The following is a 17,077-nucleotide window of genomic DNA, read 5'->3' as shown; positions in this document are numbered from 1 at the left end:
AATGAACGACTCTTTAAAGTATACCCTTGCCCCGATTCGCTTTTCCCCAATCTGTTATTTTTTGATTTCAGTTGAGTTTCATCATTTTGCTCTTTTTTCAATCAGACCACAACTTTTACACCGATCCGCAAATGACCTCGTCCCCCGGGCATTATTGATAGAGGTATCGTTTTATACTCCGTTTCGGCGTTTTTTCAAATTCTTCGTGGCGGATTCGGATTCTCGTAATCTGACTATAGCCCGGAAGAATTTCATTTAATTGTTTCCGGTTATGTTCCAACTGTTTTGTCAAAGCTTCATCCGAAAGTTTGGCCGCTTTTGCAGCTTCAAAGTCCGGATAAACGAGGGCTACTAGTTTCCCGTCCTGCTCGATAATTAACGACTCGGCTACAAAAGGCATGATATTCAATTTGTCCTCGATTTCCTCGGGATATATATTTTGCCCGCTGGGACCCAAGATCATATTTTTATTCCTCCCTTTAATATACAAATAGTTGTCTTTATCCAAAATACCCAGGTCCCCGGTATGCAACCAGCCTTCTTCATCGACGACAGCAGCAGTGGCTTCCGGATTTTTATAATACCCTTTCATGACATTTGTTCCCTTTACCAAAATTTCGCCTACAATCCGGTGAGCATCCGAAGAATCAATCCGGATTTCCATACGGTCAACGGCTTTCCCACAGGACCCCAGCCGAAAAGTCATCCAATTGTCAAAAGAGATACCGGGCCCGCATTCTGTCATACCATAACCCACCGTATAAGGGAAACGGATATCGGCCAGAAAAGCTTCTACCTCATGATTTAAAGCAGCTCCTCCCACCGCTAATAATTTAAACCGTCCTCCGAAAGCATCCAGCACTTTCTGACGGACAGAGGCTTTTATCTTTTTCTTCAGATAAGGAATCTTCAGAAACAATTGGATGGGAGACCGTTGTACTTTAGGAAGAACACCTTTTCGGATAATTTTTTCGATAATCAAAGGGACAGCTACAATTAAATGAGGACGTATATTGCTAAATACTTCACTAATTACCCGGGGAGAAGGGATTTTAGCCAAAAAAAATACCTGTGTACCACTGGCAAAAGGATAAATAAATTCGAAAGCCAATCCGTACATATGTGCCATAGTGAGGATTGAAACCAATTTTTCTCCGGGATGATAACCCATTTTATCCAACGCAAAGCGTAAATTAGACCACATACTCCGGTAAGGGAGCAATACACCTTTGGAAGCACTGGTTGTTCCCGAAGTATAATTGATCAAGGCAATATCTTCCGGTTTTTCAAACTTGTAATTTACATCTTCTGCTGTAAACCGATCCGGATATTTCTGTCCGAAAAGTTCGTTTACCCGTTCACGCGCCTGACTTAACATCGGATTATTAGCATGCCGGATCGTATAGTCCTCCATCCGGATAATCCCATCCAAATGAGGCATATGATTGTGATTCAAACTTTCCCACACCGAATCTCCTACAAACAATAATTTACTTTCGGAATGGTTGATAATGTGATGGATGTTGTCCGGCTTGAACTCATGTAAAATCGGTACGGCGATCGCTCCGTAAGTGACGATTCCCAAAAAAGCAATTCCCCAATGGGAGGCATTCCGGCTGCATAAGGCGATTTTATCTCCTTTTCTGATACCGCTGTTCTCAAACCATAAATGCAATTTCTCGATTTTTCGGGCAACATCTTTATACGTATAAGTAACCCCTTTATAATCAGTTAACGCAGGCAATTCCCAATGTTCTTTTATACTGTATTCAAGTAAATATATAAAGCTATTTTCCATATTTCTCCAATTCTTCTTATTCGTATTTATACTCCGAATGCCTCTAAAAGGTTAAAGAATAAGTTCTTAAAAGAGGGTTATAGGTTGTCTTTCTAAGTTAAATAATGTGAGGAGTTGAAACCTTAGCCATAAAGAGTCGTAAGTAAAAGCGAGCAATAGAAATTGTTTACTATTTTGTTAATTTTCAATATTTTAAATCAAATTAATTATGAAGAAAACAGAAAATCCAAACACTCCCATTTTCGGTACATCGGAAGAAGCCCGGGTTGCACCGAAATTTGAAATGGCTGATCATTCTATGCCGGGAGAAGTGGCTTATCAGATCGTACACGATGAGGCTATGCTGGACGGAAATTCCCGCTTAAACTTAGCTACGTTTGTTACGACTTGGATGGACGATTATGCCCGTCGGGTGATGACCGAAAATATGGATAAGAACATGATCGATAAAACAGAATATCCTCAGACGGCAGAAATTGAAAGACGTTGTGTAAATATATTGGCTAAATTATGGAATTCCCCCGAGGATCCGTATTGTACCGGAACAAGTACAGTAGGTTCTTCCGAAGCTTGTATGTTGGGAGGAATTGCTGCCTTAAAACGTTGGCAAAAACGTCGGAAAGCCAAAGGGCTGCCTACCGATAAACCCAATTTCATTATCTCCAGCTGCATGCAAGTAGTATGGGAAAAATTTGCCGTATACTGGGATGTGGAAATGCGTATGGTACCGGTAACTTATGATAAAATAACGCTGGATCCGGATGATGTGGTCCGGATGTGTGATGAAAATACCATTTGCGTCGTTCCGATTCAGGGCGTAACCATCACCGGTTTAAATGACGATGTAAAAGCCATAAACGATGCATTGGATAAATTGAATGCAGAAAAAGGCTGGGAGATTTGTATACACGTAGATGCGGCTACAGGTGGCTTTATCCATCCCTTTATCGATCCGGAAACAGAATGGGATTTCCGGTTGAAATGGGTACTTTCTATCAGTACTTCCGGACATAAATTCGGTTTGGTATATCCGGGTGTAGGTTGGGTCGTATGGAAAGACAAACAATATTTACCGCAGGATATGAATTTTGCCGTGAATTATCTGGGAGCAGATATTCCCAGTATTTCCATCAATTTCTCCCGCCCGGGGAATCAGGTCTTAGCCCAATATTATCAATTCCTGCGTTTGGGTAAAGAAGGATATCGTCAGGTTCAACAGAATTGTCTGGATGTATGTACTTATCTGAGAAAACAATTGGATGAAATAGGTATATTCGAGTTCCTGAGTGATGAAAATCCGAATCCGTTATTTGTATGGAAACTGAAAGAAGACCCCAACCGGAAATGGACTCTTTACGATTTATCGGATGCATTACATGTAGAAGGTTGGCAGGTACCCGCCTATACGATGCCGAAAGCAATGGAAGACGTCGTTATTATGCGTATAGTAGTCCGTCAGGGTACAGGTATCGATTTGGCCGACCTGCTGATGCAGGATATGCGCCGTAATATCGAAATTCTGGACAAATTACAGGAACCCACCAATAGCGCTATCCAATGGAGAAATAAAATTCCACAGAAACCGAGAGGATTTAACCACGCCCGTTAATAGTTCTGCAAGCGACCGAAAGGAAGGTTATATCCGACATCTCTTGAAATATTTAACTTGAAAAGAGGAAGTTGTCCCCAAGTAAAATTTTACCCGGAGGACAGCTTCTTCTTTTGTTTATTCAGAAACAAGTTTTAGCGAACCACCCTCTTTGTGGCTAGGAAGTTCGATTCCGGGATTTACACGGAAATCAGGATATCCCCACGGAATCGGTCGTAATAAGCAGTCCCCTCTTCTCTGATAAAAGGAGGCAATATATTTCGTATCCGCTCCAGTTTTTCAGCGGAAGAGACAGCCTTTGTAAAATCGACTAATGGATTCTGCAGGGGATTGTCGGCAGCATCTTCCCCCAGATAAACAGCATAACCGGTGACCTAAGTCCCATAGAGTTTGAAAAAGATACGGATACTGTTTTCGTAAAAATCATCCACCGCTTTTCTCGCTTCGTGGGTTACTTTTATGAGCCAGCATATTTTCATTACAGAATGATGGGCAAAAGGAAAAATGACAGCATGCACACTTTTTCAGTTTCTTTTTCTACTTTTCCCTATACTTCCTGTAGAAATCCTAAATTTCTTTTTTTCTTTCCGTTTTAATATATAAAGAGTTATATTTGAGGCCGCTAAATAAATCATCATGGAAGAAAGCTTTATACAATACATTGAAGAAAGTATAAAAAAAAATTGGGACAAACCTTCACTCACAGATTTTAAAGGGGCCACTTCTTCTTATAAAGATGTAGCCCGGAAAATTGAAAAATTACATATACTTTTTGAACACAGTGGTATTAAAAAGGGGGATAAAATTGCTCTATGCAGCCGCAATATGTCGAGCTGGGGAATTGCTTTTCTGGCGACCTTGACCTATGGAGCCGTTGCCGTTCCCATTTTAAACGAATTTAAACCGGACAATATTCACCACATTGTCAATCATTCGGAATCCCGTCTTCTCTTTGCAGGAGATATAGTGTGGGAAAACCTGGACGAAAATGCTATGCCTAATCTGGATGGTATCATTCGCATAGAAGATTATTCCTTGCGGCATTCGAATAAAGAATCCCTGACCGAGGCGCGCGAACGGTTGAATGAATTGTTCGGGAAAAAATACCCCGAACGGTTTAAAGCGGAAAACGTAACCTATAAATACGATCAGTTGGACGAGCTGGCAGTTATTAACTATACTTCCGGTACCACCAGTTTCTCCAAAGGTGTTATGCTCCCTTACCGCAGCCTGTGGACCAATATGAAATTCGGAATCGAAGTACTGGGGTATAACCCGGGAGAACAAATCGTATGTATGTTGCCGATGGCTCATATGTACGGGCTTGCCTTTGAATTCATCTATCAGTTCGTAAACGGGACACATATTCATTTCCTTTCCCGTACCCCTTCTCCCAAAATCATAGCAGACGCTTTTGCGGAAGTAAAACCGGATCTGATCATTACCGTACCCTTGATCATCGAAAAAATTATCCGGAAGAAAATTTTCCCGGCCATTGAAAAACCGCATATCCGGCTGCTGATGAATATCCCGGTTATCAATGATAAAATCAAGGATTCAATTCGCCAGAAACTCATGGATGCCTTGGGCGGCAAATTTAAACAATTGATCATCGGAGGAGCTGCCTTAAACAAAGAAGTAGAAAATTTCCTCAGATCGATTCATTTTCCCTATACTGTAGGATACGGGATGACAGAATGCGGTCCTCTTTTAAGCTATGAAGATTGGAGATATTTCCGTCAGGGTTCCTGCGGAAAAGCAGTCTCCCGGGTACAACTGAAAATCGATTCGGAAGATCCCCAACACATCGTAGGAGAAATCCTGGCAAAAGGGGATTGTGTCATGGAGGGATATTATAAAAATCCGGAAGCAACCGCTGCCGCTATCGACAAAGACGGTTGGTTGCACACAGGAGATCTAGGACTTATCGATGCAGAAGGCAACCTTTTTATCAAAGGACGCAGTAAAAACATGTTGCTAGGTCCCAGCGGACAAAATATCTATCCCGAAGAAATCGAAGACAAGCTGAATACGATGGTATATGTGATGGAATCCATCGTCATCGAACAGGAAGGAAAATTGGTCGCTCTCGTATATCCGGATTTTGAAGCCGCCGGTAACGATCATATTCAAGACGATGATCTACCTAAAATCATGAACGAAAATCTGAAAGAACTCAACCAGCAATTACCGGCTTATAGTCAGCTTTCGAAAATTAAAATTTACAACGAAGAATTTGAAAAAACACCGAAACGGAGTATAAAACGTTTCCTTTATCAATAATATTGTTTATACCCCGGTATACCTCGGAATTTTTCTCTTTTCGGAAGATTTCCCTTATTTCTTTCGAAGAGCCCGGAAAAACAGAGGAATACCGGGGTATATTTTACAGTTCTCTCCCTCCTTTTTAAAATAATTTTCAATTTTCAATTTTCAGTTTTCAATTAATTTGTATCTTGCAAAAGCAAAATTGAAAGCAGGCAAATTCTTATTCTATTTCATTAAGTATTTTTGTATCAGATATTTATATTTTTACCTACAATTTTAGAGAAGCGTTTACGAATGAAAAAAAATATAAACCGACGGACTCATGAAAAAAAACAGTCAGAAGCTGCGTTATCCTTTTTAAAAGAACCCCGTACCCGTTTTATTATCGGACTGGCTTTTATTCTATTTTCCCTTTATCTCTTATTTTCATTTATCGGTTTTTTCTTTACAGGAGGAATTGACCAAAGTCTTATCGATAAAGGTCTCCGGCAAATTGTAAGTAACCCGGAAATAACCGCTGCAAATCCGGCCGGCAATCTGGGAGCCTGGTGTTCCGATCTGCTGATCAACAGATGGTTCGGTATCTCCTCTTTTATATTTTGTTATATACTTATCCTCTCCGGTATTCGAATTGCCGGCAAAGAAATTACCGGATACCCGAAAAAAATTTTTTTCAGTATCGTATTGATCATCTGGTTTTCGGTGTTTTTGGGTTATATTTCCGATTTGTTCTATTCTGTGTTCGACCTACAAAGATCTTATCTTTATCCGGGCGGAGCACATGGATATTTTGTCACTCAGTGGCTGAATTCCCTTATCGGAGGAATCGGGACCTTTTTCCTGCTTTTACTGACTTTTGCCATCATCCTGTTTTTCGGATTCGAAAAAGCTTTTTATAAATGCGTAGCTTACTTCAAAAGTCTGATTCCGAAAAAAGTTGAAAAAACACCGGAATCTTCGACCAACCAGAGCGGAGAAGAAACGGAAACCGATATTCCTCTGTCCCAACCGTATACAACATCTAGGACAGAGCCTCCCCTCGACGAAACCCTTCCCCCGTTTATCTCTCTGGAAGACGAGTTTAATCCCGGTAAAGACTATCTCCGGAAAAATGAAGAGGTTGCAGAAGATAGCACACCTTATACTTTCCCAGCTAAAGGCACTGAATTCCCAACGAAATCGGATATACAACAAGAAACAACCTTTACAAACGGGCAAGCGGAAGACCTCCCTTTCGATGAGGGGAAAGAAGAGGAAGGGGAAAACGTAGAACTAACGGTTAGCAATGAAAAGCAAGAAGAAACGGTCAGCAGAAATCTTCAGCCCGAAGAAGATTATGACCCAACACTCGACCTATCCCATTATTGTTATCCAGCCCTCGATTTATTGGAAGAACATTCTACAGGGAACCCTAAAGTAACGCAGCACGAATTAGACGAAAATAAAAATAAAATCGTCGAAACACTTAAAAATTATAAAATTGAAATTGTCAAGATAAAAGCCACCATCGGTCCGACAGTAACCCTTTACGAAATTATTCCGGCTCCAGGCGTAAAGATTTCCAAGATTAAGAACCTGGAAGACGACATCGCTCTAAGTTTGGCCGCTCTAGGAATTCGTATCATAGCCCCTATTCCGGGCGCAGGTACGATTGGAATAGAAGTGCCTAATCAAAACCCTGAAATCGTTTCGATGCGTGGTATACTCGCCTCCAAAAAATTTCAGGAATCCAAATATGCCCTTCCGGTAGCTTTAGGACGTACCATTTCAAACGAAACCTATACTTTTGATCTGGCCAAAATGCCTCACTTATTGGTAGCCGGTGCTACAGGTCAGGGGAAATCCGTAGGATTAAACGCCATCATCACTTCTCTCCTCTACAAGAAGCACCCTTCCCAGTTAAAATTCGTGATGGTAGATCCCAAAAAAGTAGAACTCAGCATTTACTCGATTATCGAAAAACACTTTCTGGCAAAATTACCGGATGAGGAAGACGCCATCATCACAGAAACCTCTAAGGTAATCAATACCTTAAATTCCCTTTGTATCGAGATGGACAACCGATACAATCTGTTGAAAGAAGCTCAGGTGAGAAACATCAAAGAATACAACGAGAAATTTATAAAACGCCAGTTAAATCCTGTAAAAGGACATAAATACCTGCCTTACATTGTGGTAGTAGTCGACGAATTTGCCGACCTGATCATGACTGCCGGCAAAGATGTGGAACAGCCCATCGCCCGCATTGCCCAATTAGCACGGGCTGTCGGGATACACATGATCATCGCGACCCAACGACCGTCTACCAACATCATTACCGGTGTGATCAAGGCCAATTTCCCGGCTCGCATTGCTTTTAAAGTTGCTTCAATGATTGATTCCCGCACCATTCTGGATTCCCCCGGAGCAAACCAACTCATCGGAAGGGGGGATATGCTGATCTCTGTAGGAAACGAAATGACCCGGGTGCAATGTGCTTTTGTCGATACGCCGGAGATCGATGCGATCACTCATTTTATTGCTTCCCAGCAATCTTATCCTTCCGCTTTCGCCCTACCGGAATACATTCCGGAAAACGAGGGAGGAAGTAATATTCAAGAAGCCGATCTGGGAGTGAAAGATCCTTTATTTGAAGAAGCCGCTAAATTAGTGGTGAACTCCCAACAGGGTTCGACTTCCTCTATACAGCGCCGTTTTTCTATCGGGTATAACCGGGCGGGACGCATTGTAGATCAACTGGAGGCCGCAGGCATTGTAGGTCCCTTTGAAGGGAGCAAAGCCCGACAGGTGCTGATTCCCGATGAATATAGTCTGGAACTATTATTAAAAAATCTCGGAGATAAATTTTAACTTTTGTAAATTCAACAATTATGTTTCTGGAAAAAGCGTACAGGGGAAAAAATCACTGGACTTTTTATGTACTCACCCTTCTTATCGTTTTCGTTGCCATACAAATTGCAAGTCTGCCACTGGCCGTCTACCTGATTATCCAAAATCCGGAAGCTGCCATGCAAGGAAATATAGGTACCTTGACCTCCACGAATGCAGGTCTTGCCCTTACATTATTTACTTTCGTAGGCGGCTTTATAGCTCTTTTTCTTTGTATTCATTTCATTCAAAAAAAGAAATATTTGGACATTGTTACGGGACGTCCGAAATTCGACTGGAAGCGATTGGGTTTCGGTGCCGCAATCTGGAGTATTCTCACCCTTATCACGTTTGCCATTACAATAGGGACGTCAAACGATTCGGATATTTTGTTTCAGTTTGATCCGGTCAACTTCCTTATACTGGTAATCATTTCCCTGATATTTCTCCCTTTTCAGACGGCTTTTGAAGAAATTCTTTTCCGGGGATACCTGATGCAAGGCGCCGCGCTTCTTTTTAAGTCTAAATGGGTTGCCTTTTTCCTGATCGCTATTCTTTTCGGGCTTATGCATATCAGTAATCCGGAAATTAAAGCTTTCGGAATAGAAGTTGCCCTTCCCCAATACATGCTGATGGGACTAATACTGGGATTTATCGCAATAAAAGACGACGGACTGGAACTAGCTATCGGATTACATCTGGCCAACAACTTCTTAGCTGCTGTAACCTTTACTTCAGACGCTTCTGCCTTACAAACACATGCCTTATTTAAGGATCTCCATCCGACAGCTTCTCATTTGGATACCTTAATCATGCTGATTGCCGGCGTTATCTTTATCGCCATTTGTAACCGGAAATATCGCTTTCTTCAGGACGAAATTCCTCCTATTGAATAAAATCATTATCTTTATCCCCCAATAGAGATCTAAAATTAAACTATAAACGTCCATAAAGCCAGAATGAAAAGTGGACAACAAACTTTTAAAATAAATTTAAAATGAGAAAAACCGCACTTTTAATGTTTAGCTTGTTGCTGGCTCTCGCTACAGTAGCAACGGCAGGTAACAGCAAGAAAAAGAAAAAAGAAGAAGAAAAACAAGGTTATCAGTTTACAGAACTCAAACGTTTGCCTGCTACTTCCGTAAAATCTCAGGATAGAGCCGGTACCTGCTGGTCCTGGTCGACCATTTCCTTTCTGGAATCGGAAATGATGCGTCTTGGTAAAGACAGTGTAAGCTTAGCTCCTATGTATATCGTTTGGAATACATATAACGAAAAAGCAGATAAATACGTCCGTATGCACGGTTGTATGAATTTTGCACAGGGAGGAGCTTCCGCCGATGTTAACTGGGCTATCAAAAACTACGGTATCGTTCCGCTGGAAATATACAGTGGCTTAAATTACGGAGAAAATATACACGCTCATGCGGAGCTCGACGGAGTGCTCGGAGCTTATCTGAAAGTGATCGTATCAAATCCGAATAAAAAATTAAGTACAGCCTGGAAAAAGGGATTCGACGGCATTCTGGATGCTTACCTAGGCGCCAAACCGGAAAAATTCACCTTCCGGGGAAAAGAATATACTCCTATGTCTTTCTACCAGTCTACCGGATTAAATATGGACGACTATATCAGTCTGACTTCTTTCACCCATCATCCTTTCTATACAAAATTTGCGCTGGAAGTTCCCGACAACTGGATTGGGGAAGAAAGTTACAACCTTCCGTTGGATGAGTTGATGGAAGTATTGGACAAAGCCATTGACAACGGTTATACGTTCTCCTGGGGATCTGACGTTTCTGAAATCGGATTCTTAAGAGACGGAATTGCCATTGTTCCGGATATGGAAAATACAGAAACCAGTGATGCTGAAATTGCAAAATGGGTAAAGATGAAAAAGGAAGACAAACAAGCTAAATTGTTAGAAAAACCGGGCAAAGAAAAAACCATCACCCAGGAAATGCGTCAAGAAGCTTTCGATAATTTCCAGACCACTGACGACCACGGAATGCATGCTGTCGGGAAGGCTGTCGATCAGAATGGAAACAAATATTTCATTATTAAAAACTCTTGGGGAGATTATAACCAATACCACGGTTATTTATATGCTTCCTATCCGTTTGTAGCATACAAAACGACTTCTATTATGATTCATAAAGATGCTCTTCCTCAGGCATTAAAAGATAAATTAGGAATTAAATAATCGATAAGAAATGAGTTTAAAAAGTCGTCATATGGTATATGACGACTTTTTTTTACCTTTGCATACCGACAGAAGAATTCTATTTTTTAGAACCGATAAGGAAAGTTTGAAAATATTCCTTCGGCCAGAATCTATTCTTCGGTTTTTAAAACGAATAAGATAAATTAAATCTAATCACAAAATACAATTTATATGAATCAGGCAATAGAGATTAAAAAAAACATCTTTTGGATCGGAGTAAATGACCGAAGAACGCATTTATTTGAAAATTATTGGCCGCTTCCCAAAGGCGTAGCTTACAACTCCTACGTCATTATAGACGAAAAGGTAGCCGTTATCGATACCATAGAAAGAAGCCGCATGGACGATTATATAGAAAGTCTCGAAGCAACCTTAAACGGAAGAAAAGTAGATTATTTGATTATTAACCATATGGAGCCGGATCATTCCGGAGCAATAAAAGCTCTTCTCTGTCATTATCCGGATTTAACCCTGGTAGGAAACAGTAAAACTTTCCCTATGCTGGAAAACTTTTATGGCGTTCATACCAATCTTCTGGAAGTAAAAGAAGGAAGCTGTCTGAACCTCGGAGAACAGCAATTGAATTTTTATATGGTACCCATGCTTCACTGGCCGGAGACCATGGTCACCTATTTGCCCAAAGAACAATTATTATTCAGCGGGGATGTATTCGGAGCTTTTGGTACACTGGACGGAGGAATCTTCGATGATCAGGTAGATTTAGAGTATCTGGAAGAAGAAATCAGCCGTTATTATTCCAATATCGTCGGAAAGTATGGCATGCCGGCCCAAACAGCTCTGAAAAAATTAGGGGGTCTCGCTATCCGTATGATTTGTGCCACCCACGGCCCCATCTGGAGAAGTCACATTCCCGAAATCATCGCCAAATACGATAAATGGAGTAAATATGAAACCGAAGAAGGCGTTGTCATCGCTTTCAGCAGTATGTACGGTCATACCGAAAAAATGGCCGATCTGATCGGTCGTTTTCTGGCAGAAAAAGGTATAAAAAAAATCAGAATACACGACACCTCTAAAACCCATCCTTCTTATATGATCAACGATATTTTCCGGTATAAAGGGGTCATCTTGGGAAGTTGCTCTTACAACGGTGGGATTTTTCCTACTATGGAAACCCTTTTAAGTGAATTGGAAAATATGGGTATCAAAAATCACTACCTGGCTTTTTTTACCAATAAAACCTGGGCAGGAGGCGCACTCCCCCGTTTCACTCAATTTGCAGACAAAATGAAATGGGAAATCGTAGCTCCCCATGCCGATGCTTCCGGTTCACCCAAATCTCAGGACGTAGAAGATTGCCGGAATATTGCTTATGCCATGGCCGAAAAACTAAAGGCATAAATCCAAAAATAAACCTATACAAACAGAGGAGGCTGTACAACCCCCTCTGTTTGATAAATGAATATAAAAAATTATTGCAAATTAATACCGATTCCCACCCAGAAATTCCGGTTATATGTTTCTGAACTTGCTCCAACGACTACAGCAGCAGAATCGGAAGATTTAGATTCTATATTAACAAGCCCCAAATCATACCCCATTCCAATATAAAAACGCTTGATACTAAAACCTCCACTGAAAGAAATACCTCCATCAAAACGCTTAACCAGTTCATCATCTCCAAAAATATCCACTTTGACCTTATTAAATTTCATCTTTCCTCCCACTCCGCAAGCGACATAAGGTCCCGCACTTAAATGCAATCTGGTGTTTTCTCCTATATGAGGACGAAAGGTAAGGAGAATCGGTATCTGTAAATAGTTTATATTCAACTTTATCTCATCTTTATCGTCCTTGTATTTCATACCCAAAGTCGTAAAATATATACCCGGTTCAATATACAATTTACCCTTGAGAGGTGCACCAATAACCATTCCGAGACGAAAACCGGTCCTATTTTCCCAATCAGCAGTCACATCTACATCCGTTTTTTCATGGATATTGGAAAGATTCAACCCGCCCCTTAGCCCCCAATACATTTCTTCCTGAGCTTTCAATTCAAAAAAAATACCTCCTACAATCAAAAGACATAGTAAAAACCTTTTCATAGCTTATCAGTTTAGGCCCTTTTCCCGGAAGAGCATTAATATTATTCAGAAAACACCGGGATACTTGTAGAATCGCATGTTTTCCCCTCTTTATACAAGTCGTTTTCTTCTTTTCACTGTATTAAATATCTGTCAATTACTTTTATTTTTCCTAAAAAGAACTGTCTCCTCACAGATTAATACCGATTCCCACCCAGAAATTCCGGTTATGCAATCTCCGCCCTTCTGAACTTCCTCCGCCTATTACACCAATATCCGCTTTAAACTGATTCGTAAATATATCCACCAATCCCCAATCATACCCTAAGCCAACAAAAAATTTACCAATACACAATCCCCCGGATACGGACATTCCCGCATCAAATCTTTTAAAATAGTCTTCCTCCCCATACACATCTATATTTTCCGAACGATTTTCAATCTTTCCTCCTACCCCACAAGCTACATAGGGCCCCATCCCCACATGCAACCGAAGTTTCTTTCCTAAATCCGGACGAAAAGCAAATTGAATCGGAAGTTGTATATAATTGATGCTAAACTTCACCTCATCCGTGATCAATTTATTTTTCATACCCAATGTCGTGAAATATAATCCGGTCTCTAAAGACAAATTTTTTACAATCCCTGTTCCCACAACCATCCCCACCCGAAAACCAGGTTTACTCTTGTAATCCAAATCAGCTCCCATATCCGCTTTCTGTACCGTATGGGATAAGTTCATTCCCCCCCTAAATCCCCAATAAAAATTCTCTTGAGCCAGTACTCCACCAGAAATACCCGCCAAAATCAAAATAGAAAACAAAAGTCTTTTCATAACTTATAGCATTTATTTTTTATAAAAATTTGTATATAGACGACACCTAAATTTTATTTCCACACCCAAACCTGCTTTATAAAGGATTCTACCTTTAAACAGCCGTGTACAAACATAAAAAATTATTTAAAATTATACAATATTTTTAATAAAGTTTAAAATAAAAAACATTTCTAAAATCAGAGATTGAATCGGAATATAAATTTTTAAAATGAAAATACCCTCTTAAAAAAATTACACATTAGGGCACGTCCCTAATGTGTAATTTTTATTCCTATTTGAATTTAGCCAACTGGATTTCAGCAGTATTTCCTGTATTCAAAAATTCTATTCGGATCTTTCGCAGACAATAATTATTTTACTTTTCTCCAAGAATTCAATTCTTTTTCAGCTCATTCCATCCGATTTAAAATTTTTCAAATATTTATCCATATAAAAAGCAGCTCGGCGTCCGTCTCCCATAGCTAAAATAACGGTTGCTCCTCCCCTGACGATATCTCCTCCGGCATATAAACCCGGAATAGTGGATTGCATCGTATTTTCATCGACAACAATTGTCCCTTTCCGGGAAACTTCCAGTCCGGATACAGAATGGGGAATAATCGGGTTGGGAGAAACCCCCACTGCTACCACAACGACATCCGCATCGATCAAATATTCAGATCCTTCTACGGGGACGGGACTTCTTCTTCCGCTTTCGTCCGGTTCTCCCAAAGCCATTTTCTGCACTTTCACCTGTTTTACCCGTCCTTGTTCGTTGGCCACATATTCAACCGGATTGGTCAAGGTAAGAAACTCGCATCCTTCTTCTTTCGCATGTTTTACCTCTTCTATACGGGCAGGCATTTCTGCCTCACTGCGCCGGTATACAATAATAGCTCTCTCTGCCCCCAAGCGCTTTGCTGTCCGTACAGAATCCATAGCGGTGTTTCCGCCTCCTACTACGACTACATTTTTCCCGCGAAAAACCGGAGTATCTGCATCTTCCTGATCTGCTCCCATCAAATTTACCCGGGTAAGATATTCATTCGAAGAAAGAATTCCATTGGCATTTTCTCCCGGAATATTCATAAAACGGGGTAATCCGGCCCCCGAGCCCACATAAAATCCTTGAAATCCTTCTGCTTTCAATTCCTCTATCGATTCTGTCAGTCCTACAATAAAATTAGTCACAAATTTCACCCCCATTTTCCGCAGGTTATCGACTTCCACATCCACCACTTTATTGGGTAAACGGAATTCAGGGATACCATACTTTAAAACGCCCCCGATTTCATGCAAAGCCTCAAATACAGTCACATCATATCCTAATTTTACCATATCGCCTGCGAAAGACAAGCCCGAAGGCCCAGAACCAATAGCAGCTACCCGGATTCCAGTGGAAACAGCTACTTCCGGAAGGAAAACCTGTCCGGACTCCCGCTCATAATCGGCAGCAAATCTCTCCAGATAGCCAATAGCTACCGGTTCTTTCTTCAGTTTTTGAATATAAAAACACTTTGCTTCACATTGTTTTTCCTGGGGGCATACTCTCCCGCAAACTGCCGGTAAAGCACTGGTTTGCTTCAGCACAGCCGCAGCTTCCCCAAAGGCTCTTCTTTCGATATTCTTAATAAATCCCGGAATATCGATCCCTACCGGACAGCCTTCCATACAAGTCGGATTTACACAATCCATACATCTCTTTGCTTCCCGGAGAGCCATCTCTTCCGTAAGCCCCGTATTTACTTCCAGACGCTGGCTCTTTATTCGCTCTGCCGGTTCCAATTCCGGCATTTTCACCCGTTCGATTTCAGTTCTTTCTTTTCCCTTTGTTTCTTCCCGGAGTTTTTTTCTCCAATCCGTATTTCTATCGCTTACAGCCATATCGCAACTTATTACAAATTTCTATTTTACCGTTTCTCTCTACCTTTCTTTTCAGTTTTATCAGAAAAATGATTCTCTCCATCCCATCCTTATATCCTCCCTAAAACTGCCTTATTTTCCCCCCAAAATTATAAATGACCCATTTTTTCAGTCTCTATATTTTTATATCCCCCTAATCTCGACATCATCTCATCGAAATCGATCTGGTGCGCATCGAATTCCGGTCCATCAATACAAGTAAAACGCGTTTTTCCTCCCACCGTCACCCGGCAGGCCCCACACATACCCGTACCATCTACCATAATCGCATTTAAACTCGCTATCGTAGGAATCGCATACTTTTCCGTTAACTTCGAACAAAATTTCATCATAATCGCAGGCCCGATAGTAACAGCCATATCTATCTTCTCCCGTTTTATTACTTCTTCCATACCTTCTGTCACCAACCCTCTCCGTCCATAGCTACCATCGTCTGTCATCACGATCACTTCATCCGAATAGCGGTTTATTTCTTCCTCTAAAATGACCAGATCCTTATTCCGGGCAGCAATTACTGACACTACTCTGTTACCCGCTGCTTTAAAACCCTGTACAATCGGCAATAAAGGTGCTACCCCGACACCCCCTCCACAAGCCAATACAGTCCCCACCTTTTCAATATGCGTTGCCTTTCCCAAAGGACCGACCAAATCCGTAATATACTCCCCTTCTCTCAATTCACACAATTTCGTAGAGGACACCCCCATTTTTTGAACCACTAAAGTGATGCTTCCGCGTTGAGTATCGGCTTCAGAAATTGTCAAAGGAATACGTTCTCCTTTTTCACCGACTCTGACAATTACAAAATTTCCCGGTTTACGGGCTCTTGCAATTAAAGGAGCTTCTACTTCCATTTGCACTACCCTGTCCGAAAAATACCTTTTTTTCAGTATTTTATTCATCGTTTTTAAATTATACGTTTACATTAAAAAACCTACTCTTCTTATAATTCATTCTTTTCATCTGATTTTCTCCCTCGAAAAATAAAACGAAAAGGTCCACTAAAGCACATCTATGTTTTAAATCATACAAAAATAATCGCTATTTCCAACTGATCAAGTCTTTTGCTGAAATTTAAACAAAAAACTTTAATTTTGCAGAAGAAACCAACCGGAAGAACAGAAACCCGTTCTTTACAAAAAGAATTATTTCGGTATCCACTAAAACACAATTTTATGAGCAATAAAAAAGGAAGAATCAACATTGTCTATTCCACCAATCCGGACTACAATTATGAATATGCACAAGAAACTACACCGGAAACGCTTTCTCCAGAAAAGCAGAACTTGAAAGTCGTATTGGACACTAAGCAAAGAGCCGGAAAAACTGTTACTCTGATTCAGGGTTTTATCGGTTCGGAAGAAGATTTAAAAGAACTGGCTAAATTACTGAAAAATAAATGCGGGGTCGGGGGATCGGTCAAGGACGGACAAATCCTCATCCAAGGCGCTTTTAAAGAGAAAATACTGGCGATTCTTCACGACAATCACTATCGTGCCCGATGAGAGAGAGGACATTTTTG

The 17,077-nt window shown here is 40.8% G+C and carries 13 protein-coding genes; 7 read left to right on the top strand and 6 right to left on the bottom strand.

The window, feature by feature from the left end:
* Nucleotides 1–151: 151 nt before the first annotated feature.
* The gene (locus tag HMPREF9449_RS01440) at nt 152–1,798 is read right to left on the bottom strand and encodes an AMP-binding protein (protein WP_009135445.1); all 1,647 of its coding nucleotides are present in this window, start codon (nt 1,796–1,798) and stop codon (nt 152–154) included.
* 208 nt (nt 1,799–2,006) lie between these two features.
* On the opposite strand from HMPREF9449_RS01440, the gene HMPREF9449_RS01435 reads away from it, so the two are divergent.
* Nucleotides 2,007–3,407: a glutamate decarboxylase gene (locus tag HMPREF9449_RS01435; protein ID WP_009135444.1), complete on the top strand. Its 1,401-nt coding sequence runs from the start codon at nt 2,007–2,009 to the stop codon at nt 3,405–3,407.
* A 374-nt stretch (nt 3,408–3,781) separates the two neighbouring features.
* On the opposite strand, the gene HMPREF9449_RS16465 is transcribed toward HMPREF9449_RS01435, so the two are convergent.
* Complete coding sequence (locus HMPREF9449_RS16465; RefSeq protein WP_156793290.1) at nt 3,782–3,925, bottom strand: hypothetical protein; 144 nt, start codon at nt 3,923–3,925, stop codon at nt 3,782–3,784.
* A gap of 118 nt (nt 3,926–4,043) precedes the next feature.
* Here HMPREF9449_RS16465 and HMPREF9449_RS01430 point away from each other — a divergent pair, with 118 nt between their 5' ends.
* The 5 genes from HMPREF9449_RS01430 (at nt 4,044) to HMPREF9449_RS01410 (ending at nt 12,129) form a co-directional block, all read left to right on the top strand.
* A complete protein-coding gene (locus HMPREF9449_RS01430) occupies nt 4,044–5,690 on the top strand; it encodes an AMP-binding protein (RefSeq protein ID WP_009135443.1) in 1,647 nt (548 codons plus the stop codon).
* Nucleotides 5,691–5,969: 279 nt separating this feature from the next.
* Nucleotides 5,970–8,525 carry an FtsK/SpoIIIE family DNA translocase gene (locus tag HMPREF9449_RS01425; RefSeq protein WP_040611152.1) on the top strand — a complete coding sequence of 852 codons (2,556 nt, stop codon included), beginning with the start codon at nt 5,970–5,972 and terminating at the stop codon, nt 8,523–8,525.
* Nucleotides 8,526–8,545: 20 nt separating this feature from the next.
* Nucleotides 8,546–9,439 carry a CPBP family intramembrane glutamic endopeptidase gene (locus HMPREF9449_RS01420; protein WP_009135441.1) on the top strand — a complete coding sequence of 298 codons (894 nt, stop codon included), beginning with the start codon at nt 8,546–8,548 and terminating at the stop codon, nt 9,437–9,439.
* Nucleotides 9,440–9,540: 101 nt separating this feature from the next.
* On the top strand, nt 9,541–10,746 hold the full coding sequence (locus tag HMPREF9449_RS01415; RefSeq protein WP_009135440.1) for a C1 family peptidase: 1,206 nt from the start codon (nt 9,541–9,543) through the stop codon (nt 10,744–10,746).
* Between the two features lie 192 nt (nt 10,747–10,938).
* The gene (locus tag HMPREF9449_RS01410) at nt 10,939–12,129 is read left to right on the top strand and encodes an FprA family A-type flavoprotein (protein WP_009135439.1); all 1,191 of its coding nucleotides are present in this window, start codon (nt 10,939–10,941) and stop codon (nt 12,127–12,129) included.
* Between the two features lie 71 nt (nt 12,130–12,200).
* Here HMPREF9449_RS01410 and HMPREF9449_RS01405 read toward each other — a convergent pair whose 3' ends face one another.
* From HMPREF9449_RS01405 to HMPREF9449_RS01390, 4 genes are all read right to left on the bottom strand, one after another.
* Nucleotides 12,201–12,836, bottom strand: coding sequence for a porin family protein (locus HMPREF9449_RS01405; RefSeq protein ID WP_009135438.1), 636 nt, complete (start codon nt 12,834–12,836; stop codon nt 12,201–12,203).
* 169 nt (nt 12,837–13,005) lie between these two features.
* Nucleotides 13,006–13,650, bottom strand: coding sequence for a porin family protein (locus tag HMPREF9449_RS01400; protein ID WP_009135437.1), 645 nt, complete (start codon nt 13,648–13,650; stop codon nt 13,006–13,008).
* A gap of 387 nt (nt 13,651–14,037) precedes the next feature.
* Nucleotides 14,038–15,516, bottom strand: a complete 1,479-nt coding sequence (gene gltA, locus HMPREF9449_RS01395) for an NADPH-dependent glutamate synthase (RefSeq protein ID WP_009135436.1) — start codon at nt 15,514–15,516, stop codon at nt 14,038–14,040.
* Nucleotides 15,517–15,644: 128 nt separating this feature from the next.
* Nucleotides 15,645–16,457 (bottom strand): sulfide/dihydroorotate dehydrogenase-like FAD/NAD-binding protein, encoded by an 813-nt coding sequence (locus tag HMPREF9449_RS01390; protein WP_009135435.1) that lies wholly within the window; start codon nt 16,455–16,457, stop codon nt 15,645–15,647.
* A 273-nt stretch (nt 16,458–16,730) separates the two neighbouring features.
* On the opposite strand from HMPREF9449_RS01390, the gene HMPREF9449_RS01385 reads away from it, so the two are divergent.
* Nucleotides 16,731–17,060 carry a translation initiation factor gene (locus tag HMPREF9449_RS01385; protein WP_009135434.1) on the top strand — a complete coding sequence of 110 codons (330 nt, stop codon included), beginning with the start codon at nt 16,731–16,733 and terminating at the stop codon, nt 17,058–17,060.
* Nucleotides 17,061–17,077: the final 17 nt, after the last annotated feature.

Origin of the sequence: Odoribacter laneus YIT 12061 (assembly GCF_000243215.1) — a bacterium.
Lineage (GTDB): Bacteria > Bacteroidota > Bacteroidia > Bacteroidales > Marinifilaceae > Culturomica > Culturomica lanea.
The sequence above is the reverse complement of the archived record's forward strand: the minus strand, read 5'-3'. Positions and strand labels throughout refer to the sequence as shown.

Bases quoted from the DNA above. Each gene is read 5' to 3' on its own strand.
- HMPREF9449_RS01440 (WP_009135445.1), bottom strand. From the start codon at position 1,798: ATGGAAAATAGCTTTATATATTTACTTGAATACAGTATAAAAGAACAT.
- HMPREF9449_RS01435 (WP_009135444.1), top strand. From the start codon at position 2,007: ATGAAGAAAACAGAAAATCCAAACACTCCCATTTTCGGTACATCGGAA.
- HMPREF9449_RS01430 (WP_009135443.1), top strand. From the start codon at position 4,044: ATGGAAGAAAGCTTTATACAATACATTGAAGAAAGTATAAAAAAAAAT.
- HMPREF9449_RS01425 (WP_040611152.1), top strand. From the start codon at position 5,970: ATGAAAAAAAATATAAACCGACGGACTCATGAAAAAAAACAGTCAGAA.
- HMPREF9449_RS01420 (WP_009135441.1), top strand. From the start codon at position 8,546: ATGTTTCTGGAAAAAGCGTACAGGGGAAAAAATCACTGGACTTTTTAT.
- HMPREF9449_RS01415 (WP_009135440.1), top strand. From the start codon at position 9,541: ATGAGAAAAACCGCACTTTTAATGTTTAGCTTGTTGCTGGCTCTCGCT.
- HMPREF9449_RS01410 (WP_009135439.1), top strand. From the start codon at position 10,939: ATGAATCAGGCAATAGAGATTAAAAAAAACATCTTTTGGATCGGAGTA.
- HMPREF9449_RS01405 (WP_009135438.1), bottom strand. From the start codon at position 12,836: ATGAAAAGGTTTTTACTATGTCTTTTGATTGTAGGAGGTATTTTTTTT.
- HMPREF9449_RS01400 (WP_009135437.1), bottom strand. From the start codon at position 13,650: ATGAAAAGACTTTTGTTTTCTATTTTGATTTTGGCGGGTATTTCTGGT.
- gltA (WP_009135436.1), bottom strand. From the start codon at position 15,516: ATGGCTGTAAGCGATAGAAATACGGATTGGAGAAAAAAACTCCGGGAA.
- HMPREF9449_RS01390 (WP_009135435.1), bottom strand. From the start codon at position 16,457: ATGAATAAAATACTGAAAAAAAGGTATTTTTCGGACAGGGTAGTGCAA.
- HMPREF9449_RS01385 (WP_009135434.1), top strand. From the start codon at position 16,731: ATGAGCAATAAAAAAGGAAGAATCAACATTGTCTATTCCACCAATCCG.